General features: G+C 63.5%; 21 protein-coding genes. 15 read left to right on the top strand and 6 right to left on the bottom strand.

Going from position 1 to position 22,753, the window contains the following annotated elements; translation table 11 throughout:
• Positions 1–4: 4 nt before the first annotated feature.
• The 3 genes from AC1RNA_RS03975 (at position 5) to infC (ending at position 2,096) form a co-directional block, all read left to right on the top strand.
• Positions 5–154, top strand: a complete 150-nt coding sequence (locus AC1RNA_RS03975) for a hypothetical protein (RefSeq protein WP_156786858.1) — start codon at positions 5–7, stop codon at positions 152–154.
• An 88-nt stretch (positions 155–242) separates the two neighbouring features.
• Entirely contained in the window at positions 243–1,445 is a 1,203-nt protein-coding gene (locus AC1RNA_RS03980; RefSeq protein WP_492950334.1) for a glycosyltransferase, read from the top strand.
• Positions 1,446–1,556: 111 nt separating this feature from the next.
• The gene (gene infC, locus AC1RNA_RS03985; RefSeq protein WP_156186952.1) at positions 1,557–2,096 is read left to right on the top strand and encodes a translation initiation factor IF-3; all 540 of its coding nucleotides are present in this window, start codon (positions 1,557–1,559) and stop codon (positions 2,094–2,096) included.
• Positions 2,097–2,178: 82 nt separating this feature from the next.
• On the opposite strand, the gene AC1RNA_RS03990 is transcribed toward infC, so the two are convergent.
• Entirely contained in the window at positions 2,179–2,304 is a 126-nt protein-coding gene (locus AC1RNA_RS03990) for a hypothetical protein (RefSeq protein ID WP_283804987.1), read from the bottom strand.
• A gap of 405 nt (positions 2,305–2,709) precedes the next feature.
• On the opposite strand from AC1RNA_RS03990, the gene rpmI reads away from it, so the two are divergent.
• The 4 genes from rpmI (at position 2,710) to pheT (ending at position 6,995) form a co-directional block, all read left to right on the top strand.
• Positions 2,710–2,910: a 50S ribosomal protein L35 gene (gene rpmI / locus AC1RNA_RS03995; protein WP_002717744.1), complete on the top strand. Its 201-nt coding sequence runs from the start codon at positions 2,710–2,712 to the stop codon at positions 2,908–2,910.
• Positions 2,911–2,976: 66 nt separating this feature from the next.
• Complete coding sequence (gene rplT / locus AC1RNA_RS04000) at positions 2,977–3,336, top strand: 50S ribosomal protein L20 (protein ID WP_009338696.1); 360 nt, start codon at positions 2,977–2,979, stop codon at positions 3,334–3,336.
• A 159-nt stretch (positions 3,337–3,495) separates the two neighbouring features.
• On the top strand, positions 3,496–4,578 hold the full coding sequence (gene pheS, locus AC1RNA_RS04005; protein ID WP_492950335.1) for a phenylalanine--tRNA ligase subunit alpha: 1,083 nt from the start codon (positions 3,496–3,498) through the stop codon (positions 4,576–4,578).
• Complete coding sequence (pheT, locus tag AC1RNA_RS04010; protein ID WP_492950336.1) at positions 4,575–6,995, top strand: phenylalanine--tRNA ligase subunit beta; 2,421 nt, start codon at positions 4,575–4,577, stop codon at positions 6,993–6,995. The genes pheS and pheT overlap by 4 nt, the downstream gene beginning before the upstream one ends.
• A 20-nt stretch (positions 6,996–7,015) precedes the next feature.
• Here the strand turns inward: pheT and AC1RNA_RS04015 are convergent, their stop codons facing one another.
• The 3 genes from AC1RNA_RS04015 to AC1RNA_RS04025 all read right to left on the bottom strand — a co-directional run bounded on the left by AC1RNA_RS04015 (position 7,016) and on the right by AC1RNA_RS04025 (position 11,617).
• Positions 7,016–7,954: a hydrolase gene (locus AC1RNA_RS04015; protein ID WP_492950337.1), complete on the bottom strand. Its 939-nt coding sequence runs from the start codon at positions 7,952–7,954 to the stop codon at positions 7,016–7,018.
• A 45-nt stretch (positions 7,955–7,999) separates the two neighbouring features.
• The gene (locus tag AC1RNA_RS04020; protein WP_492950338.1) at positions 8,000–10,435 is read right to left on the bottom strand and encodes a porin; all 2,436 of its coding nucleotides are present in this window, start codon (positions 10,433–10,435) and stop codon (positions 8,000–8,002) included.
• A gap of 246 nt (positions 10,436–10,681) precedes the next feature.
• The gene (locus AC1RNA_RS04025; RefSeq protein ID WP_009338691.1) at positions 10,682–11,617 is read right to left on the bottom strand and encodes a LysR family transcriptional regulator; all 936 of its coding nucleotides are present in this window, start codon (positions 11,615–11,617) and stop codon (positions 10,682–10,684) included.
• Between the two features lie 145 nt (positions 11,618–11,762).
• Here AC1RNA_RS04025 and AC1RNA_RS04030 point away from each other — a divergent pair, with 145 nt between their 5' ends.
• Genes AC1RNA_RS04030 through AC1RNA_RS04050 form a run of 5 tightly spaced genes read left to right on the top strand, consistent with a single transcriptional unit; the run spans position 11,763 to position 17,939 of the window.
• Positions 11,763–13,346, top strand: a complete 1,584-nt coding sequence (locus AC1RNA_RS04030) for an ABC transporter substrate-binding protein (RefSeq protein ID WP_492950339.1) — start codon at positions 11,763–11,765, stop codon at positions 13,344–13,346.
• 11 nt (positions 13,347–13,357) lie between these two features.
• On the top strand, positions 13,358–14,275 hold the full coding sequence (locus tag AC1RNA_RS04035; protein WP_492950340.1) for an ABC transporter permease: 918 nt from the start codon (positions 13,358–13,360) through the stop codon (positions 14,273–14,275).
• A 7-nt stretch (positions 14,276–14,282) separates the two neighbouring features.
• Positions 14,283–15,209 (top strand): ABC transporter permease, encoded by a 927-nt coding sequence (locus tag AC1RNA_RS04040; RefSeq protein WP_009338688.1) that lies wholly within the window; start codon positions 14,283–14,285, stop codon positions 15,207–15,209.
• 4 nt (positions 15,210–15,213) lie between these two features.
• Entirely contained in the window at positions 15,214–17,088 is a 1,875-nt protein-coding gene (locus tag AC1RNA_RS04045; RefSeq protein ID WP_492950341.1) for a dipeptide ABC transporter ATP-binding protein, read from the top strand.
• 14 nt (positions 17,089–17,102) lie between these two features.
• Entirely contained in the window at positions 17,103–17,939 is an 837-nt protein-coding gene (locus AC1RNA_RS04050; RefSeq protein WP_492950342.1) for an alpha/beta fold hydrolase, read from the top strand.
• Here AC1RNA_RS04050 and AC1RNA_RS04055 read toward each other — a convergent pair.
• Positions 17,936–19,378: a flavin monoamine oxidase family protein gene (locus AC1RNA_RS04055; protein WP_009338685.1), complete on the bottom strand. Its 1,443-nt coding sequence runs from the start codon at positions 19,376–19,378 to the stop codon at positions 17,936–17,938. The two genes, AC1RNA_RS04050 and AC1RNA_RS04055, sit on opposite strands and share 4 nt — an antisense overlap.
• A gap of 197 nt (positions 19,379–19,575) precedes the next feature.
• Between AC1RNA_RS04055 and AC1RNA_RS04060 the strand changes: the two genes are divergently transcribed.
• Positions 19,576–20,484 (top strand): C40 family peptidase, encoded by a 909-nt coding sequence (locus AC1RNA_RS04060; RefSeq protein WP_492950343.1) that lies wholly within the window; start codon positions 19,576–19,578, stop codon positions 20,482–20,484.
• A gap of 129 nt (positions 20,485–20,613) precedes the next feature.
• Complete coding sequence (locus AC1RNA_RS04065) at positions 20,614–21,372, top strand: sulfate transporter family protein (RefSeq protein ID WP_492950344.1); 759 nt, start codon at positions 20,614–20,616, stop codon at positions 21,370–21,372.
• 2 nt (positions 21,373–21,374) lie between these two features.
• On the opposite strand, the gene nth is transcribed toward AC1RNA_RS04065, so the two are convergent.
• Positions 21,375–22,199: an endonuclease III gene (gene nth / locus AC1RNA_RS04070; RefSeq protein WP_492950345.1), complete on the bottom strand. Its 825-nt coding sequence runs from the start codon at positions 22,197–22,199 to the stop codon at positions 21,375–21,377.
• A 23-nt stretch (positions 22,200–22,222) separates the two neighbouring features.
• On the opposite strand from nth, the gene AC1RNA_RS04075 reads away from it, so the two are divergent.
• A complete protein-coding gene (locus tag AC1RNA_RS04075; protein ID WP_009338681.1) occupies positions 22,223–22,741 on the top strand; it encodes a DUF2244 domain-containing protein in 519 nt (172 codons plus the stop codon).
• Positions 22,742–22,753: the final 12 nt, after the last annotated feature.

Consider the following 22,753-nt stretch of genomic DNA (forward strand, 5'->3'; position numbering starts at 1 on the left):
TTTTGTGGTTCGGTTCTATCGTGCCATCATGATTGGCCGTGTTATTGATGGTGCGATCATGTTCGTCAACGCCCCGGTCACCCTTCCTTCGCATTGCTTCAATCCGCCGCCGGCCGCGCTGCGCGCCCGCCGCGCGCCGATTGCAGTGGTCTGAACGAGACATGCCTCCGATGCCGGACCCTTCCACGGCCAGACAGCACTTTTTGTCCAGTGCGCCCGACGGGACCGCAGATCGGGACGAAATGGCCCGGCCTTCCGGACAAAACTCTCAAACCCGCGCACTCACCGTTCTGATCGCCGTGCCGACGCTGGAATCCGGCGCGTCCGATCTCAATGCGCTGGCGCTCACGCAATATCTCGCCAGCCACGGCCATCACCCGATCGTGGTGTCACAAGGCGGCCGCCTCGTGCCTGAACTGCTGGCGGCGGGTGGCGAATTCATCGAGATGGATGTCACGAGCCGCAATCCTTACCGGATGCTGCATTGCGTGCGGCAATTGTCGCGGCTGATCGCGAGCCGTCGCTGCGACATCGTCCACGCGCTCGGCCGCGCGCCGGGATGGAGCGGCTATCTCGCCGCGCGCGCGCAGCGGCGTCCGTTCGTCACCACATGGTTCAAAGGTTTCCGCGAGCAGAACCGGCTCAAGCGATTCTACAACAGCGTCATGGTGCGCGGCGACCGCATCATCGCCGCGAGCGACGATCTCGCCGACCTCATCCGCGACCGTTATCCAGCCGTACGCACGAGGATCACCACGCTGCCGCTCGGCTTCGATGCAGCCACCTTCGATCCCGACAGCGTCACCGCGGAGCGCATCGCGCACATCCGCCACGCCTTCGGCGCGGGGCCCGACACCCGCATCATCCTCGCGCCGGGCCGCATGGTCCGCCGCAAGGGCCACCACCACATCGTACAGGCCGCCGCATGGATGAAGGCCGCCGGGGTGAAGGATTTCCTGATCGCCTTCACCGGCGAGGATCAGGGCCGCACCCATTTCACCGGACAATTGTGGGATCTCGTGCTCTCGACAGGGACCACCGACGTGGTGCGCTTCGCGGGGCTCAGCGACGATCTCCCGGCGGCGCTTGCTGTCTCCGCGGCGGCGGTGTTCGCCTCGACCCAGCCGGAAGGCGCGTTGCGCACCATTCTCGCGGCGCAGGCGATGGGCGTCCCGGTCGCCGCTTCCGACCTCGCCGCCGGTTCCAGCCTGATGCTGTCGCCGCCGGCCGTCGGCGAGGATCGCATGACAGGCCTGCGTTTCCCCTCCGGCGACATCGAGGCCATGGCAACAGCGTTAACGCGCCTTCTGAACCTGTCGGAGCCGGAGCGGCAGGCCATGGGCGCGCGCGGCCGGGCGTGGGTTTCCGACCTGCAGGAGCCCGCGGCAGTTGCCGAACAGACCCTTCGCCTCTACATGGAACTGACACAGGCACGCGCACCGTGACTGGAATGCGGCTCTCCGGGTTTTTCGCGTGAGCCGTCCTCCGTCGCCTTGCTCGCGCCGAAGAATTCCTTCAAAATCACCGCTTCTTTCAACAATCGTGGAGACCTTCCCATTCGCCGTCCCAACAGAGCCCCGCCCACAGTCGCCAAAGACGGGCCCCGCACCAATGATGAGATCCGCAATCTCGAAGTCCAACTGATCGACCAGCACGGCGTCAACGTCGGCGTCACCGAGACATCGGTCGCCGTGAAGATGGCGATGGATGCCGGCATGGATCTCGTGGAGATTTCGCCGAACAACAACCCGCCAGTCTGCAAGATCATGGACTACGGGAAGTACAAGTTTCAGGCCCAGAAAAAGGCCGCCGAAGCGCGCAAGAAGCAGAAGATCGTCGAGATCAAGGAGATCAAGCTCCGCCCGATGATCGACGACCACGACTACGACGTGAAGATGCGCGCGATGCTTCGCTTCTTCGAGGAAGGCGACAAGGTCAAGATCACGCTGCGTTATCGCGGCCGTGAAATGGCTCACCAGGAGATCGGCACCAAGCTGCTCGACAAGGTGAAGGCCGCCGTCGCCGATATCGCCAAGGTGGAGCAGGACGCGAGGTTCGAAGGCCGTCAGGTCGTGATGGTGCTTGCGCCGCGCTGAGCATCGGACTTCAAGCCGCCGAGACAAGAAAAGGCGCCCAATGGGGCGCCTTTTTCAGTGTGGGGAACTCAAAACGGTCCGCTCAGAAGCCCCGCGCGATCAGCGCTCCGATCACCAGCGCGCCCGCGCCGAGCCATGCGGCCAGACGGGCGGTATCGGCTTGAATCGCGGCAACCTTGGCCCTGGAGCGGCTCCTTGTCTTCGGCATTTCAAATCCTTCCGTCTCGGTGACACCGAAAATATGGGGTTTCGGGGCGATTCTCCAATGCGGCATAACATGCGCAGGCCTCATGGCAGGATGGCGGCAGACGCCGGTTCGTAGCGTTTTCAAGCGAAGTGGAACCCGGTTCGCGTGAAGAAAACGCGTCACCCCAAAAGCGTAGAGTCTGCCGCCGTTTCCATGAAACGGCGGCAGACTCCAGCGTTGCAAATGGGGCCTTCCTCTGCCATAAGCCCCATCTCATCGCCCGGCTGATCAAGGGCTGCCGTGGCGATGTTTTTGCTGGCTTTGCCATACGGGCAAATATCCCAAGCAATTCAACGCTCTAACGAGCATTTAGCCGCTCCGGCGAGCCGTTTCGGCGCGCGGATGGCGGTATCTAAGGAGAGCCAAATGCCCAAGCTGAAGACCAAGTCGGGCGCCAAAAAGCGCTTCAAAGTGACCGGAACAGGCAAGGTGGTGTCGGCCCATGCGGGCAAGCGCCACGGCATGATCAAGCGGACCAAGAAGCAGATCCGCCAGTTGCGCGGCACGCGCGTCCTGTTCAAGACCGACGGCGACAACATCAAGCAGTACTTCCTGCCAAACGCCTGATCCACTTACGCCGCGTCCGCGCGGCGGTCTGTCACCACTCACATTTTCAGATTTAGGAGATCAGTCATGGCACGCGTCAAACGCGGTGTGACGGCTCACGCCAAGCACAAGAAAGTCTACAAGGCCGCCGAAGGTTTTCGCGGTCGTCGCAAGAACACCATCCGCGCCGCAAAGGCCGCCGTCGACAAGGCCGGCCAGTACGCCTTCGTCGGCCGCAAGCTGAAGAAGCGCAATTTCCGCGCACTCTGGATCCAGCGCATCAACGCGGCGGTTCGTCCGTTCGGCCTGACCTACAGCCGATTTATCAACGGCCTCGCCAAGTCGGGCGTCGTTGTCGATCGCAAGGTGCTGTCGGATCTCGCCATCCACGAGCCGGCGGCGTTCCAGGCGATTGCCGAAAAGGCCAAAGCCGCTCTCGCGGCGTAAGGTGGCCTCGGCCGTGCGCGGCCAAGGTCAGCCTGAAGGCTTGCCCCTCTTGCACGAGGCCGGGATGACCGGGACGCCCTGAGGCGTCCCGCTCCGTTCGGCTGGGCCGATTGCACCCCGCCGGGCGGTTTCAAATGAACCGTTCTGCTGGGGCTCTGCATGTCCAATCTCGCCGCACTCGAATCCGAAATCCTGAACCAGATCGCAGCCGCTTCCGATGAAGCTGCTCTCGAAGCCGTGCGCGTCGCCGCGCTCGGCAAGAAGGGATCGATCTCCGCGCTCTTGTCCACGCTCGGCAAGATGTCGCCGGACGAGCGCAAGACCGAAGGTGCTGCGATCAACGCGGCCAAGGACAAGGTGACGGCGGCGCTCACCGCGCGGCGCGACGTTCTGAAAAACGCGGCCCTCGATGCGCGGCTTGCGTCGGAAACCATCGACGTCACGCTGCCGACCCGCGAGACGCCCGCCGAGCAGGGCCGCATCCATCCCATTTCGCAGGTGATGGACGAACTCACCGCGATCTTCGCCGACATGGGCTTCTCGATCGCCGAAGGCCCGGACATCGAGACCGACGATTACAACTTCACCAGGCTGAATTTCCCCGAAGGCCACCCGGCGCGGGAGATGCACGACACCTTCTTCTTTAATAGGAAAGAAGATGGCTCGCGCCCGCTGTTGCGCACCCACACCTCGCCGGTGCAGGTGCGCACCATGCTCTCGCAAAAGCCGCCGATCCGCGTGATCTGCCCCGGCCGCACCTATCGCTGCGATAGCGACCAGACCCACACGCCGATGTTCCATCAGGTCGAAGGCCTTGTCATCGACAAGGGTTCGCACCTTGGTCACCTGAAATGGATTCTCGCGGAGTTCTGCAAGGCGTTCTTCGAGGTCGATAACGTCAACATGCGCTTCCGTCCCTCCTTCTTCCCCTTCACCGAGCCATCGATGGAGGTCGATATCCAGTGCCGCCGCGGCAAGAACGACATCCGTTTCGGCGAAGGCGAGGATTGGCTGGAGATTCTCGGCTGCGGCATGGTGCATCCGAACGTGCTGCGCAACTGCGGCATCGATCCCGATGAGTATCAGGGCTTCGCCTGGGGCATGGGCATCGACCGCATTGCGATGCTGAAATACGGCATCAGCGATCTGCGGCAGATGTTCGAGGGCGACGTGCGCTGGCTCAACCATTACGGCTTCAGGCCGCTCGATGTGCCCACGCTGGCCGGAGGGCTGTCGTCATGAAATTCACCCTCTCCTGGCTGAAAGAACATCTCGACACCACCGAGCCGGTCGAGAAGCTCGCCGAGACGCTGACCATGATCGGCCTCGAAGTCGAACACCTCGAGGATAAGGCGAAGGCGCTGGCGCCTTACGTCATCGCCAAGGTCATCACCGCCGAACAGCATCCCAACGCCGACCGTCTGCGCGTGTGCATGGTCGATACCGGAGAAGGTGCGCCGATTCAGGTGGTCTGCGGCGCGCCGAACGCGCGCGCGGGATTGGTCAGCGTGTTCGCGCCGCCGGGCACCTACATTCCCGGCAAGGACATCACGCTCGGCATCGGTAATATTCGCGGCGTCGAGAGCCGCGGCATGCTGTGCTCGGCCGCCGAACTTGAACTCTCCGAAGATCACGACGGCATCATCGAACTGCCTGGCGATGCGCCCGTCGGCAAGCCTTACGCGGAATGGGCCGGCCTCGGCGATCCGGTGATCGAAATCAACCTGACGCCGAACCGCGCGGACGCGACCGGCGTGCACGGCATCGCGCGCGACCTCGGCGCGGCTGACATGGGCAAGTTTCACAACGATGCGCCGAAGCCGATCAAGGGTACATTCGCAGCACCCGCGGCGGTGACGGTTGAAGACGCCACGCTGTGCCCCGGCTTCGCATTGCGCCTTGTGCGTGGCGTGAAGAACGGTCCGTCGCCGGAATGGCTGCAGCGGCGTCTGACGTCCATCGGACTGCGTCCAATCAACGCGCTGGTCGACATCACCAACTTCATGACCTTCGACCGTGGCCGCCCATTGCATGTGTTCGACGCCGCTAAGGTGAAGGGCAGCCTCGTCGTGCGCCGCGCCAAGGCGGGCGAGAGCCTTGTTGCGCTCGACGGCAAGACCTACGCGCTCGACAACACCATGTGCGTGATCGCCGACAACGCCGGTGTGGAGTCGCTCGCCGGCATCATGGGCGGTGAGGCGACCGGCTGCGACGAACACACCACCGACGTGCTGATCGAATCGGCGCTGTGGAACGAGATCAACATCGCCCAGACCGGCCGCAAGCTCGGCATCAATTCCGATGCGCGCTATCGTTTCGAGCGCGGCGTCGATCCGGCCTTCATGGTGCCGGGGCTGGAGTTGGCCACCAAGCTCGTGCTCGACATCTGTGGCGGCGAGCCGTCCGAGATCGCGCTCACGGGCAAGCCTTACGGCGACGACCGCATGATCGAATTCCCGATCGACGAGGTGAAGCGCCTCTCCGGGATCGACGTGCCGCTCACCGACATCAAGCGTCACCTCACTCATCTTGGCTTCATGGTCGCGGGTCAGGGACCCGTGGTGAAGATCGCGGTGCCATCGTGGCGCGCCGATGTCACCGGCAAGGCCGACATCGTGGAGGAGATCGTCCGCATCATCGGCGTCGATCGCGTGCCGCTGACGCCGTTTCCGCGTGGCGACGCGCCGCGCAAGCCCGTTCTGACCGCGCTGCAATTGCGGACCCGCCGCGCCAAGCGCGCGCTGGCCGCGCGCGGCATGGTCGAGGCCGTGACGTGGTCGTTCCTCTCCAAAACACAGGCCGAGTTATTCGGCGGCGGCAAGCCTGAACTCGCGCTCGCCAACCCGATCGCGTCCGATCTGTCCGATATGCGGCCTTCCCTGGTGCCGGGCCTGATCGCGGCGGCACAGGCCAACGCGGATCGCGGCTTTGGCGATGTCGCTTTGTTCGAGGTCGGACAGGTGTTTCTCGGCGACCAGCCTGAGCAGCAGCTCACCGCCGCGACCGGCGTGCGCCGCGCGATGGCGTCATCCAAGGGCTTTGGCCGCGCGTGGTCCGGTTCGTGGACCGTTGACGCGTTCGATGCCAAGGCCGATGCGCTCGCCGTGCTCGCCGCCTGTGGCGCGCCGATGCAGGCGTTGCAGATCGTGCCTTGCCGCGAAGCAAAGAACGCGCCGCAATGGCTGCATCCGGGCCGCTCAGCCACGATCCAGATCGGACCGCAGAACGTGCTCGGCCATTTCGGCGAACTGCACCCGCGCGTGCTGGATGCGCTCAAGGCCGATGGGCCGCTGGTCGCGTTTGAAGTGCTGCTCGACCGCCTGCCGGAGCCGAAGGCGCGCGCCACGCGCGCCAAGCCGCAGCTTGAACTCGCCGCATTCCAGCCGGTGTCGCGCGACTTCGCGTTCCTCACCGACCACAGCGTCAAGGCTGCCGACATCATCCGGGCCGCGCAGGGTGTGGACAAGAAGCTCATCACCGATGTGACGCTGTTCGACGTCTATGACGGCAAGGGCATTCCCGAAGGCAAGAAGTCGGTCGCGATTGCGGTGACGCTGCAGCCGCGAGAGAAGACGCTCACCGATCAGGACATCGAGGCGGTGGCCGCGAAGATCGTCGCGGAAGTCACCAAGAAAACCGGCAGCACGCTGCGGGAATAATTCCCGCAGCCGATGCGCGTTCAGCGTCGCTCCATCATGGCCGCGGCGGCCGCCGGAGCCATGTCCGCGTCGTCGTGTCCCGCGCCGGGCACTTCGCGCAAATGCCAGGCGAACTTTGCGCCGATGCGCTTGGCGTCCGCAGCCGCGCGGTTGAAGTAGAAATGGCCGCGCGCAAAACGGGTCGTGCCCTGCACGCTGGTTTCCTTGTTGTTGCGGATGATGCCGCCGGTCTGCACGTCGGCCTGTCCGAGCAGCAGCACGAAATCGGTCGCGAATGCGCCGCGCAGCGTCGCCGGGGTAATCGACGTGCCCTGAATGCCGTAAGGATATTTGAATTCGTCATCCGGCAGCATGTACCAGCCGGGGTTCGCCGCAACCGCGCGCGCGATGTAACGGCCGCCGCTGTGGAGCACGTAACGCTGCACCCATTGCGCGCCGCCGCCATGCCCGAAAATGGAAAAGCGCTGGCGATGGCTGCCGGTCATGGCGACCGCGCGCTTGAACGCCATCTCGACCACGGCGAAACCTGAATCCTCCCAGGGCACCGGCTTCAGCGATTTCGTCATGACGTTGCCGAACTGGAATTGCCAAGAGGTCGGCCACGACTGCTCGACGAATTCCGGCACCAGCAGCAGCGCGCCTGCCTTTTCGGCCAGCGGCGCCCAGGTATCGTAATAGTCGAACGCGCTGTGCTCGGCGACATCGCGCTTCTGGCCGTGGATCACAACCCAGATCGGGCTGTTCGGCGTGAAGGATTTCGGACGGTAGGTGAAGACGTTCACCGGTCCGCGCTTGACGACGAGCCTGAACTCGCCCTCGCCGACCGGAATGGTCTTCTTCTCCTGCACGAAGGCATCGCTGGTCTGCGCGGCGGCGCTGCGCACCTGCACCATCCCGCCGATGCATGACGCCAGCACAGCGACGCAGGCGGTGGAAACCAACTTCTTTGTCTTGATCATGTCTCTGCCCTGACTCAAACGGTGCCGCTGCTGGAGATTGTCCGGTTAGAATTTGATCCGTATGCCGGAGAACACAAGGTTGATGTCCTTGATCGGCGCCGGCGATGCGATGGCTCCGCCCGGCGCGCTGCTGCTGTCGCGCAGGCCCTGGATGTTGAAGGAATAGTGGCGATAGCCGAGATAGACCTGCGTGTTGTAGGCGTCGATATCCTGCATCACGCCTGCGCCGACCATGTTCAGCTCGCTCGAGGTGACGACCTTCGGGCCGCCTTCGCGCAGGCCGGTCAGACCATCCTTGGCGAGCGCCGTTTCCGCATAGAACTTGGTATCGCCGAGCGAGGTGAACTCCCTGCGCAGGCCGGTCTTCAGATATCCATAGTTCAGGTCCGGACGAACGGTTCCGGGAATGACGTTGCCGAGAACGTCGACCATGTTCTCGCCGAACACCGCCTGGTTCGATGTATCGAAGCCGCCATACTGGCGCTTGACGAAAGCCGTGGTCAGGAACAGGCCCGTCGGATTGTGAAGGAGGCTGGCGCTGCCTTTCACCTCACGCCGGTCCTGCGTGAAGCCGAGCACCGCACGCGAGCCTGCATCGGTGTCGCGCAGATAGCCAACGCCTGCGCGGAAACGCCAGGTGGGAAGCTCGACGTGATAATTCAATGCCACGTCCCAGAACCGCTCCCAGCCCGCCACGCCGAAGCTGAAGCCTTTGTACTCCGGCGTCTCGTAATGCACGGCGCTGCGGCGCAGAGTATCGATCGTCGCGCCGCCGACGAAATCGCCGATCGAGGTGCGGGTGATGAGACTACCCGTACCAGTATCGAGCGCATCGGCCGCGCGCAGCATGAGGTTGCCGCCGATCATCGCGATATTCGCCGACGCCGCGCCGTTGGTTTCGCTGAGATCGTTCAGGACGACGCCGTCGGTTGCTGTCGAGGTATGACCGACAGTGATCTTGCCATAGCGATTGCTGCGGATGAACCAGTCGAGATAGCGCAGATCAGGCGCCCAGCTGGTTTCGCCGCCGGGCAGATCCTGACTGACTGAAATGGAGCGGGCCTGAAGAAAACCCATCTCCGCGTGGAAACCCGTGGTCCAGCCGCGCGCGATCTCGGCAGCGCCGCGCGCGCCGAAGATGGAAGGCGCCGAATAGTTATCGACGACGCGGGTCTTGCTCTGAACACCGTCGTCCCACGACAAGGCCATGCGGTTGATTTCACCGTAGACCATGAAGGGCAGCGGCGTCGCGCCCTGACTCTCCAGCATCTTCGTTTCCAGATAGCGCTTGCGCATCGGCGGCGGCGAGAACTTCGCGAGCGTATCGAGATCGACGCTCACACCCGCCTGCAGGCCGTAATAGAAAATGCGGTCCTTCGCCCGCACATTACGGTCGCTCAGATCCGTGACGGTCGCATATTGCGGAAACGCGGTGCTGACATTGTTCAGCCAGAGAAATGTGCCGCCCGCGGTGAGCTTCACGCCTTGCATCAAAGGGACTTCGATGCGCGGGTTGAGTTCGTAGCCTTGCGCGAACGCGGTGTCGTTGGTGAAGTTCTGCAGGGCGCGCGACTGGGTCTGGTTGCGCGAAATGTACGAGCGCTCGCGCTCGACCATGTTGGCGAAAAGCCCGACCTTGGCGCTGCCGCCGATCTTGATGCCGCCGCCAATGTCGAACATGCCCTCGAACCCGATCTGCGGGCCGAGCAGGAAGTTGCGGGTCTGCACCGTGACGGCATCGATCGCCGTCGTGGAATTGAACTTCGTGGTGACCGAGTTGAGGTCATCACCGAGATAGATGGACCTCACGCCGAGCATCAGGCCGGGAATACCGAACACGGACTTCGCGTTCGCCTCGGCGCCGAACAACTGGCTGCTGTGGTTGAGATAAAGCTTATCGATCGTTTGCGAGTTGGTGTAGTTGAACGGCGCGCCACCGGGATTGAGACTGGGATCGGCGTAAGTCGTGTTGGTGCGGATCGAAGACGTGCCGCTGCCGGTGCTGAGTCCGCTCAGCGTCAGCTCATTCCGGAATGGCGCGGAATAGAACGCGGAAAACTCGACCGGCGTATCGAAAAGCTCGGCGTCGATGGTGGCTCTAAATCCGGGCGTCGTCTTGTTTCCGCTGTCGACGATGGACGACGACACCGGCACGAAGCGCGAGGGGCCGTTTGCCACCGTCAGCGCAGTCCCTCCCGGTCCCTTGCGCTGAAGCATCAGGTATTCGATGCGCAACCGGGTCGCAGGATCGTCGGTCCAGAGCTTTGGCGCTTTATAGATGCCCGCTTCAACCCCGGGCTGAGGAGTCGTGCTGAAATTCAGGGTCGGAAGCGTGAACCAGGACGGCGGCAGGGTCGCGCCGTCCTGCGCTTGCGCGAAGCTCGTCGTGTTCAGCAGGCCGAGCGCGGCCACCAGACTGCCGGCCGCAACGCCACACCGATAATTCGCGCGAGTTCTGGCGAATTTTGCCTTGGTACGCATGCCCCTCATCCCCGCCTTGGATGCCTGTTAAAACAGCACCCGCTTCCCCCCGAAGCGTTCTTTTGTTGGGGTCATTGTCCGTGAGGGGTTTTCAAAAGAAAATTTGAAATAAGGCAATACTTGCTACGAAAAGCGGAATGGTTGCCTAAATATACAATAATATCAATTATTTGGTGATTACGATAAATATTGCCAAAAGGGTAAATGGCGCTGCCGGGCAGTTACAAGCCGGCATCCGCCTGAGCCTCAATCGAGCGCCTCGATGGAATTGGCGTAGTCCGGGCCTCGCGCGCGCAATTGGGCGACGATCCGCTTCAGGCAATCGAGAAAATGCAGCGCATGCGGTGAGAGCGTCGCGCCACGCTGATAGATGCAGCCGAACGAAATCCAGCGCGCGGGCTCGATCGGCCGCAGCGTGAGGCCTTTCAGATCGATCGCCTGCGCGCAGACACGATCCAGCACCGCGATGCCCGCACCGTCGCGCACCATCTGGCACGCCATCAGCGAGGAGCGTGTCTCCACCGTGTAACTCGGCACCGCGCCGCCTGAGCGGAAGAAATCATCGACCTGCTGACGCCAGATCTGGTTCGGCCATAGCCCGAGCATCGGATAGGGCGCAAGATCGGATGCCGTGAGCTGTTCTTTTTCAGCGAGCGGATGGTCTTCCGGCAGCAGCGCTTCGGCGCGAACGCGCATCAAAGGCTTGTTGTCGATTTCGATCAGCGAATGCGAGACGGGAAGCGAGACGATGCCGAGATCGTAGCGCCGCGTGCCGATGCGGTTTTCGAGATCGAAGCGCGACTGGATATCGACGATGCAGCGAACGCCGGGCGCTTCCTTCTGCATCAAGGCGAGCGCGGGCGACACCAGCCCCTGCCCGATGCGCGGCGCGGTGACGAGACGGAAATTGCCGCCAGTCTTGGCCTTGATGTCTTCGATGATGCGCGGGATTTCGTCGAACCCAGCGAGCAGATGTTCGGCCTGCCGGTAGAAAGCCTCGCCTTCCGGCGTCAGTGTCAGCCGACGCCGCGTGCGATAAAACAGTTGCAGCTTGGCTTCATGCTCCAAAAGCGAGATCAGGCGGCTGACCGCGGGCTGGCTGAGGTGCAATGATTGAGCGGCGGTCGCGAGCGAGCCGTTGATGACGATCAGCCGGAATGCCTTCAGCGCCTTGATATTCATGCCGCCTCGATCCCATCAAGATATTGATATTACTTGATAAGCCTTCGAATCATCATAAACACGAAACCGTTCATTCGTTATTTCACATTTTGTTTCTTATCCGGCCCGCTAACATGGAGGAAGCCCGACAACAAGAGCGGACACCATGCGGAGAGGCGAAACCAGGGAGCGCGTGCGCGCGGCGATTGTCGCTGCGTGCCTGACGATCATCGGCGTGCAGGCCGCTTATGCGGGCCGCGCGGACGATACGCTTGTCGTCGCCATCGAAGGCGAGATCCCGACCCTCGATCATCTCTACACCACCGCGCGCGACACCATCGTCGTCTCCGAACTGACGGATGACGGGCTGTTCTATGTCGATCCCGACACGCTGGCCTATGTGCCGCTCGTTGCGGAGTCGTATGTGCAGGTCGACGACAAGACCATCGACGTCACGATCCGGCCCGGCGTGCGCTTTCACGACGGCTCGCCGCTGACCGCAGACGATGTCGTCTACACCTACAATTGGGTGATCGACCCTGCGACCAACACCAACCGCGGCCGCCTGATCGCGAACTGGCTCGGCAGCGTGGAACGCACCGGCCCGATGACCGTGCGCTTTCATCTAAAGCATCCCTATCCGCTGGCGATCCGCGACATGGCTTTCAGCGTGCAACTGCGCAAGGCGGGCGCTTATCAGGGCGCCGACGGCAAGCCCGATCCGAACGCGGAAGCCTTGAAGCTCAACGGAGTCGGCCCCTACAAGGTGGTCGATTTCCAGCCCGGCAAGAGCGTGACGCTGCAGCGGTTCGAGGACTATTACGCCGCAAGCCCGAAGGGCCGCCCGGCGATCGAGACCGTGATCTTCCGCACCATTCCGGACCTCTCGACGCAGCAGGCGGAGCTTGTCAGCGGCACGGTGGACTGGATGTACAACGTGCCCGCCGATGTCGCGGCCAATATCGGTGCGACCGGTTATGCGGTTCACCTCACCGGCCCGACGCTGCGGGTGAATTTCATTCCGCTCGATGCCGCGGGCCTCACCGGCGCCGACAATCCACTGACCAAGCTCGACGTGCGCCGCGCCATGATCCACGCCATCAACCGGCAGGACATCGTCAAATATCTGGTGCAGGGCGACGCCGAGGTGATCGATTCCGCCTGTCACCCGTTGCAGTTCGGCTGCGAGCAAGACGTGCGTAAATATCCTTACGATCCCGCCGAAGCCCGCCGCCTGCTCGCCAAGGCGGGTTACCCCGACGGCTTTGAGTTCGAATTGTGGGCCTATCGCGAGCGTCAGGTGGCGGAGGCGATCGCCGCCGACCTCGCCAAGGTCGGCATCCGCGCGAAGCTGCGGTTCGTGACGCTGACCACGCTCAACCAGGCGCGCAAGAAACATCGCGTGCCCGCGTTCTTCGCGAGCTGGGAATCCGGCAGCACCGCCGACACCGCGACCATCGCCGAGACGCACTGGTCACTGAAGTCGGATCGTAACTTCTCGAACGATGCCGCCGTGGCGCGCAACATGGAAGCCGCCGCCAGGACCATCGATCCCAATGAGCGCAAGCGCCTCTACAGCGAAGCGCTGCGCCGGATTGCCGACCAGGCCTACTGGATTCCGCTCTACACCTATTCTCAGAATTATCTCGTCTCGAAGGACCTCGCCTATCCGGTGCCGAAGGACGGACTGCCACGGCTGTTCCGCGCGCATTGGCGCCCAGCCAAAACTTCACCAGCCAAAGCCTCGTAAGGGACCATTCGATGCTTCGCTACGCATCCAAGCGCGTTGTCCTGGCCATCCTCGTGGCGCTCGCGGTGTCGTTCGCGGCGTTCCTGCTGTTGAGCGTCGCAACCGATCCAGCCTCCGCCATCGCGGGCGAAGGCGCGGAGCCCGAGGTGATCGAGCACATCCGCGAGCAGTTAGGGCTCAACCGTCCGCTGCTCGTGCAGTATGGAAGCTGGCTGCTGCATGTCTTCCACGGCGATTTCGGCACCAGCTATTACTGGCACCAGCCGGTGGGCATGCTGATCCTGCATCATCTGCCGGTGACGCTGACGCTGGCGCTTTCTGCAATCTTCGTCACGCTGATCGTCGCGATCCCGCTCGGCACCGTCGCGGCGCTCTATCCGAATTCGCTGATCGACCGCCTTTCGCTCGGTATCGCGGTATCGGCGCAGGCGATGCCGTCGTTCTGGCTGGCGCTGGTGCTCATCATCCTGTTCGGCGTGATGATCCCGATTTTTCCGATTTCCGGCGATGCCCATGCCTGGAACTACGTGCTGCCCGCCATCGTGCTCGGCGCGCATTCCGTGCCCGCGGTGATGCGGCTGACGCGTGTGGGTGTGATGGATGTGATGGCGTCCGACTACATCCGCACCGCGCGCGCCAAAGGTTTCTACGGCTACCGGCTGTTGTCGCGGCAGGTGATGCGCAACGCGCTGCTTCCTGTCGTCAGCGTGCTCTCCGTGCAGCTCGGCTACAAGCTCGGCGGCTCGGTCGTCACCGAAACCGTGTTCGCGATGAACGGGCTCGGCCGCTTCGCGCTGCAATCCATCGTCGGCGGCGACATCCCCACCGTGCAGATGCTGGTCGTGCTGTTCGCGATGACCTTCATCGGGCTGACGCTGCTCGCGGACCTCCTCAATGCGTGGCTCGATCCGCGCATCCGGCTGGCATGAGGCCGCGATGACCGAGATGGACCTCTCCTTCAAGGCCGCTGCCGCTTCCGAGACAGGCGGCGAATTGCTCGACGCCGCGCCCGCGCAGCCGAAGATCTGGCGCAACATCCTGCACCACCCCGGCCTCATGCTCGGGCTTGTCATCCTTGCTAGCCTCGTGATCCTCGCCGCCTTCGCGCCGTGGATTTCGCCCTACAACCCCTACGACCAGCAACTGCCGCAGCGGCTGCTGCCGCCGGTCTGGGTGCATGGCGGCAACGCCGCGCACCTGCTCGGCACCGATCACCTCGGCCGCGATTATCTCAGCCGCTTGATCTATGGCGCGCGCGTCTCGCTGCTGATCGGCTTCGGCGCGGCCAGCATCGGCTGCGTCATCGGCGTGACGCTCGGCATGTGCGCGGGCTTCTTCGGCGGCATCATCGACCGCATCGTCTCCTTCATCCTGACCTGCCAGCTCGCGCTGCCGGGCCTGTTGCTGGCGATGGCGCTGGTGTTTTTGATCGGCCCGTCGGTCGGCGTGGTGATCTGCGTGATCGGCTTCCTGCACTGGAGCTATTATTTGGTGGTGACGCGCGCGGCGACGCAGAAGATCCGCGATCTCGAATACATCACCGCTGCCCGCGCCATCGGCTCCAGCCGGCTGCAGATCATGGTCACGGAAATCCTGCCGAATCTATTTAGCGAGATCATCGTGATCTTCTCGCTGGAAGTCGGTGTCGCGGTGCTGGCGGAAGCGGCGCTGTCGTTCCTCGGCGTCGGCATCCAGCCGCCAACCTCCTCGTGGGGCCTGATGATCGCGGAGGGCAAGGTGTCGGTGTTTCTGCGGCCCTGGCTCGTGATCCTGCCGGGCATGTTCATTTTCCTGCTGGTGCTCGCCGCCAATCTCGTCGGTGACGGGCTGCGCGATCTCATGAGCAACGAGAGCAGAAGGTAGAGCGATGGCCGATCGTCCGCTTCTCGAAGTCCGCAACCTCTGCGTCACGCTACCTGTGGGCGAGCGCAAGCTCTATGCCGTGCGCGATGTCAGCTTCGCGCTGGAGCGCGGCGAGGCGCTCGGCGTCGTCGGTGAATCCGGCTCGGGCAAGTCGATGACCTCGCTGGCGCTGATGAACCTGTTGCCGCGCAATGCGATCCGTGAGGCGGACACGCTGCGGCTCGGCGGGCACGACCTGCTCGCCATGAATAGCCAGGAGTTCTCCCGCTCGCTCGCGGGCAAGCGGATGGCGATGATCTTCCAGGAGCCGATGACCTCGCTGAACCCGGTCTACACCATCGGCCAGCAGATCATGGAAATGACGCCGCCGGGCCTTGCGAAAAGCGCGAAGGATATTCGCGACCGCGCCGTCTATCTGCTCGAGCGGATCGGTATTCCCGATGCGGCGGGTCGCCTCAAGCAATACCCGCATGAATTGTCAGGCGGCCTGCGCCAGCGCGTGATGATCGCGATGATGCTGATGAACGAGCCGGATCTGCTGATCGCCGACGAGCCGACCACCGCGCTCGACGTCACCGTGCAGGCGAGCATCCTCAAGCTCCTGATGGAGCTGCGCAAGGAGCTCGGCATGGCGCTCATTCTGGTGAGCCACGATCTCGGCGTCGTGTCGCAGAGCATGGACAAGATCGCGGTGATGTATGCGGGCGAACTGGTCGAGACGGGACCAGTCGCCGAAGTGCTCGGCTCGCCGCAGCACCCGTACACACAGGGCCTGCTCGCTTCGATCCCCGCCGCGCGCGAGGGCGGCGCGCGGCTGCCGAGCATTCCCGGCACCGTCCCCGCATTGTTTGCCGAGCCGAAGGGCTGCGTGTTGGCGCCGCGCTGCATCCATGTGCAAGCCGGGTGCCACACCTCGCGGCCGCCGGAACAATCGTCGGGCAAGGCTCATCTTTATCGCTGCATCATGATGCCGGATTCGCACCGCCTCTCTCTCGCAACTCCACCATCCGCACACGCCATCGCATCGAAGGCGGCATCCGGCACGTTGCTCTCCGCGCGCCATGTCGGCTGCACCTTTGCGATCCGGACAGGACTTCTTGCCAAGAGTCGTGCGCTCACCGCCGTCGATGACGTCTCGCTCGACATCACCGAAGGCGAGATCGTGGCGCTGGTCGGTGAATCGGGCAGCGGCAAGAGCACGCTGGCGCGAATTCTGCTCGGCCTGCAAGCGCCCGATAAAGGCGAAGTGCTGATCGCGGGCACCCCGGTGCAATCCGTGCCGCCGTTCGAGCGCGCCAAGCTGGTGCAGCCGGTCTTCCAGGACCCTTATTCCTCGCTCAACCCGCGCAAGACCATCGGCCAGAGCATCGGCCGTCCGCTCGAATTGCACGGGCAGGATTCGACCGCCGAACGCAGAAAAATCATCGAGCGGACCATGGAGCTGGTCGGCCTGCCAAGGCGGCTGTTCAACAATTATCCGTCGCAACTCTCCGGCGGCCAGCGCCAGCGCGTCGCCATCGCGCGCGCGATCATCCTGAAACCCAAACTCCTGATCTGCGACGAGCCGACCTCGGCGCTCGACGTCTCCGTGCAGGCGCAGATTCTCAATCTGCTGCTCGACCTGCGCGACGAACTGGGGCTGTCGTATTTGCTTATTACGCACGATCTCGCGGTCGTGGACTGCGTGGCGACGCGGATCGCGGTGATGCATCGCGGCCGGATCGTCGAATTGGGAAGCAAGGACGATGTCCTTTCGGCGCCGCGCGATCCCTATACGCGGACGCTGCTTGGCTCCGTTCTGAAAATCGATATGCCTGCCCTGAAGGCGCGCGCCGGTCACGCGCCGGGCTTGCAGGATCACGAAGGATTATTGCGTTAATTTCGAGGGATGACATGAATCAAGTCACGATGGGCGTTCTTGAACAGCCGCTTCCGGAGCGGAAGACGGTTCAGACGCCGGGCGGCATCATCAGCTATCGCGAGGCCGGGCGTGGGCCCGCGCTATTTCTGCTGCACGGGATGAACGGCAATTCGCGAAGCTGGGCGCAACAGCTCAAGGCACTGTCGGATTCCTATCGCGTTATTGCATGGGACGCGCCCGGCTACGGCGAGTCCGATCCGGTCGCGCCCGATGCCGATGCCTATGCCGCGCAGGCCGCTCATCTTCTCGATCAGCTCAAGATCGAGCGTGCCCATGTCGTCGGCCACTCGATGGGTGGCGTGATCGCCGAACGGTTCTGCGCCCGTCATTTGAAACGCGCGACATCGCTCGTGCTGTCCGGCACGCATTGGGGTAACGCCGCACCCGAAGGCGCGCCGCTTGCCGCGAAGTACGCACGGCGGCTGCAGGAGCTCGAGGACATGCCGGCGGAAGAATACGGCAAGGTCCGCGCCGAAAAGATGCTGCCGTCCTCGCCGCAGCCCGATGTGTTCGATCAGGTCGCCCATGTCGCCTCGGAAATGCGCCGCGAAGGATTGCTCAACGGCGGGCAGATGGTCGAGAAGACCGACAACCGTCCGTTTCTTCCCGCGCTCAAGCTGCCCGTGCTGATCATTACCGGCGACCGCGATCCCGTGGTGAAGCCGCAGCGTTCCGAAGCGATGATGGACTATCTGCCGTCCGCGCGCGCTGTGAGCCTGCCGGGCGTCGGCCATGCCGCCTATCTGGAAGCGCCGGATGTGTTCAACCGGGCGGTCCGCGAGTTCTTCACATCAATTGAACAGGCTTAGCGGCCAAAGCCCGGCCAGCGCATGCCGCCAGACGGGGCGGGATGCGCGGGCGCTTGATGATGCTTCTGGCGGGGCGCGCGTTTTCCGCCCTTCGCAGCCGCGGGCCGCTCCGCCTTGCCGCTCGTGACCTTGCGGAGCGCGGCATCCGCCGCCCGCTCGCCCGAGATCCACGCGCCGCCGACTGTGCCGCCAAGCTGCTCGTGCAACGCCTCGCCCGCGAAGAACAGCGGCCCCAGAGGCTCAGCGAGAATCCGCCGTGCCGGTTGTCCGCCGGGCGACGCCACCGACATCGCGCCCATCACATAAGGCTCGGCGTTCCAGCGCGTCACGCTGGAACGCGTCACCGCTTTCTGGACATCCCCGCCGAACAGATCGCGCAGCCATGTTTGCGCGAAGTCCACCATCGCGGCCTCGCCCTGCGCCGACAATTCGCGGCCGAACGCGCCGCCGACATCGACCTGACACAATGACGAGCCGCCGGTGTTGGCAAGCAGAAGGCCGGTGCGCGGCCCGCTGCTCTGCTCAATAAACACTTCGTCGCGGCCAAGTCCGAGCGGATTGCCGGGCAGATCGAGCGCGATGTGGTCGTAGCTGCCGAGCGTGAGATGCGACAACGCCTCCGCCTGCCGCTTTGGCAGCTCGGGCGTGAACTTGATCTTGCCTGCGTTGAGCACATTCACCGACGCGGTGACGATCACCGCGCGCGCGCTCAAGGTCCCGGATCGCGTTTCGAGCTCCGCGTCGCGGCCGTTCCAGCGCACGCTCGTCACCGGCGTCTCCAGCGCGACCGGCAATTGTCCCGCGAGGTGTGTCATGAACGTACCGAGCCCCTGACGGCAGACCATCGCCGGATCGCGCGGCGCGAAACTCAATGTATCCGCGGTCGATATGCGGTCGAGCTGGCCGCCATTTGTCAGCGGGCCGAACTGGAACTCCACAGTGCCGCGCCATTCGCGCAGATCCTGCGGCAACGCCTGAGCAACCGCGAGATCCCCCTTGCCGCGCACGGCTTCGCCCATCGCGCGATTGACGCGCACCATCAGCGCCAGAAAATCTTCCGTCTCGCCCGCACGCGCATTGCGCCGGCCGACGCGGATGCGTTGCCCGCGCGCGGCCTGCGTGACCTCCATTCGTTCGAGGCGTGCAAGCCCGACGAGCGGATTGAAGCTGCTATAGAGCCATCGCGCACCACGGTCGAACGGCACGCCGAAGGTCGTTGCATCGGTGACGCAGCGCCCGCCGAGCCGGGACGATGCTTCCAGCATCAGAACCGAACGGCCCGCGGCCGCGACCTTTCGCGCGGCGGCGATTCCGGCGGCCCCGGCACCGATGATCGCGACATCGACCTCGCGCGGCAAGCCGGCGGCGAATGCACGGCGCGGCGTTGTCACTGCCAGCAAGGCCGCCGCCGCCATCAGCTCGCGGCGCGTCAATTTCATTGTCATGGTTTCCGAAACTTCAATCGCGCGGGGAGGTCTGACCGCAACTTGCCGCAATGACACGGCTTTCGCAACGGTCATGGTGAATTGTGCGTGAACCTCGGACCCTGTGTCATCAACGAAGTTGCAATCGCTTTCCGCAACACTTACGACCGAAACTGGCTGGCATGAGCGCATCATGCCCGGGGGAGACCAGAATGGGCTTCGTGCTCGATACTGTTGGCAAGCTGCTTGCGCGCTACCTGCAAAAGGAAGCGCCGGGCGCCGAGCCATTTACGTCGAGCGATCCGGAGCGGCTGCGCAATCTCCTGCAGGAAGGCGACGTGCTGCTGATCGAGGGCAGCAACCGCATCGCCGGCATCATCAAATACCTGACACAATCGACATGGTCGCACTCGGCGCTGTATGTCGGGCCGATCGAGGGCGCGATGGAGCCGAACGGCGAGCCGCATGTGCTGATCGAGGCCTATGTCGGCGAGGGCGTCATCACCGCGCCGCTGTCGAAATACGACACATACCACACCCGGGTCTGTCGCCCGGTCGGGCTGTCCTTCGAGGACCGCAACACGGTGTGCCGCTATGCTATCAACCGCATCGGCTTTGGTTACGACACCAAGAACATCATCGATCTGCTGCGCTATCTGTTTCCGTTGCCGGTGCCGCAGCGCTGGCGGCGGCGGATGCTGGCGCTCGGCTCAGGCGATCCGACCAAGATCATCTGCTCGGCGCTGATCGCGCAGGCTTTCGGCGCGGTACGCTATCCAATCCTGCCGCGCATCGCCCGTGCGGGCAGCCGTCAGGCGCGTCTCGAGATCCTCTACATCCGGGATTCCTCGCTCTATACGCCGCGCGACTTCGACATCTCGCCCTATTTCGAGATCGTCAAGCCGACCATCGAATACGGCTTCGACTACACCAAGCTGCACTGGGCCGACACGCCCAAACCGCCCCGGGAGGTGGCGGCTGAAGACGATCCCTTTCCAGAGGGAGTCTTCGAAGGCCCCCAAGGTGCACCGGCCCTACGGCTTGCCGTAGACGGCGAACTGGCGACGCTGGTGCCGGCGAACGAAAACGCGGCAGCGACCGTCCCGGAAGCAGCCGAATAACGCGCGGCTGCGGCCTTTTCACAAAACCAATCATTTTGAATATCGCGCGGCTAGCCTCAGGGTTTGCCTCGACACTTGCTCTCGCACGTGCGCGTCGCCATCTTTCCCCACGAGGAGAGGGAGACAGCCATGCTCGATGCCGCCATCCGCGCGCTCGCGGAGATTTTCTCGAAGCCCATGCGCGCGATCCTGTGGAAGTCCATCGGACTTGCGCTGATCCTGATCGTGGTCGGCGCCATTGCCCTGCAGCGCGTGCTGAACTGGCTCGCGGGCGCGGGCGAGGCCTGGGCCGAGCAGATGGCGGGCGGAAGTTTTCACGGCACGCTGGAAGCATTGTCGTGGATCGTGTCGATCGCCGCCGGTTTCGGCGTGGTGTTCGGCGCGGTCTTCCTGATGCCGGCGGTGACATCGCTGGTCGCCAGCGTGTTCGTCGATGACGTCGCCGACCATGTCGAGCGCAAGGACTATCCCGCAGAGATGCCGGGCAAAGCCCTGCCGATCGTGCGCGCGCTGATCGAAGGCGGCAAGACCGCAGGGCTCACGGTGCTGGTCTATCTGGTGGCGCTGCCGTTCTTGTTCTTTGCGGGCGTCGGCCTCGTGGTGTTCTTCCTCGCCACCGCATGGCTGCTCGGCCGTGAATATTTCGAGCTGGCCGCGATGCGCTTCCGCTCACCAGCCGAGGCCAAGGCGATGCGCAAGCATCACGGCACGCAGGTGTTCATCGCCGGGCTGTTCATCGCCGCGTTCGTGTCGATTCCAATCGTGAACCTCGCGACACCTTTGTTCGGCATGGCCTTCATGGTGCACATCCACAAGCGGCTGTCCGGGCCGCGGCCTGAGCTGCTGGAGCCGGAACGTAAGGCGCGGCTGCAAACCTTCACCGAATAGGCTTAGGCGTTTTCTGCCGCTTCCATGAACGTGGTCTTTTCCGGCCAGCGGCACAGATCGTTGATGATGCACACTTCGCAGCGCGGCTTGCGCGCGATGCAGGTGTAGCGCCCGTGTAGAATCAGCCAGTGATGGGCGTGGCGCATGAACTCGTCCGGCACCACGCGCAATAATTCCAGTTCGACCTCCAGCGGCGTCGCGCCCGGCGCGAGATAAGTACGGTTGCCGACACGAAACAGATGCGTGTCCACCGCGATGGTCTTTTCACCAAAGGCGATGTTGAGCACCACATTCGCGGTCTTGCGGCCGACGCCGGGCAGCGTCTCCAATTCCTCGCGCGTTCGCGGCACCTTCCCGCCATGCTGCGCGATCAACTGCTCCGACAGCGCGATGACGTTCTTCGCCTTCGCGCGGTAAAGCCCGATGGTCTTGATATGCTCGCGCAGGCCGGCTTCGCCGAGCTCCAGCATTTTTTCCGGCGTGTCGGCGATCGGAAACAGATTGCGCGTCGCCTTGTTGACGCCCGCATCGGTTGCCTGCGCGGACAGCACCACCGCGACCAGCAGCGTGAAGTGATTGAGGTGTTCGAGTTCGCCTTTCGGATCGGGGTTGGCCGCACGGAACCGCGCGAAGGCGGTGTGAACCTCCGCCTCACTCCAGCGTTTGAGCTTTGGAGCGGATGTCTTCGCAGCCGATGTCTTCACAGCCGGTTTTTTCAAAGCCTTGGGCTTCTTTGCCGTGGGCTTCGATTTGGCCTTCTTGGCAGCGGCCTTCGCCGTTGTGCCGGGTTTACGAAGGTGTGAGGCGTGCGCCGCTTTTTTTGCCATGAAGAGGGATATACTGAACAGCCATGAGAGACGGCAACGATTTTCACGACGCCTTCGAGAAGCCGATTTTCACGGCCGAGTTGACGCCGCATCGCTCGCTCGGGCGCAGCGGCTTTCTCGCGCTGATGCTGTTTCTGAGCATCGTCAGCTTTATTGCCGGCGTCGTCTTCCTGCGCATGGGCGCATGGCCGGTGTTCGGTTTCTTCGGCCTCGACGTGCTGATGATCTACTGGGCGTTCCGCGTGAACTATGCCCGCGCCCGCGCCTCCGAGCATCTGGTGTTAACGCCGCATGAATTGCGGCTGCGCCGCGTCAGCCATCGCGGCCATGTCATGGAGTGGACCTTCAATCCGCACTGGGTGCGGCTCGACCAGGAGGAGCACGAGGAATTCGGCATCGAACGGCTGTATCTGCGGTCGCACGGCCGCAGCGTCGCCGTCGGCAGCTTTTTGAGTCCCGATGAAAAGGCAAGCTTTGCCAAGGCCTTGCGTCTTGCGCTGCAGGACGCCAGACGCGGCCCGACCTACAATCCATTGACTTGAGTGTTTTCAGGA

The organism is Afipia sp. GW821-FHT14H12, assembly GCF_058803465.1.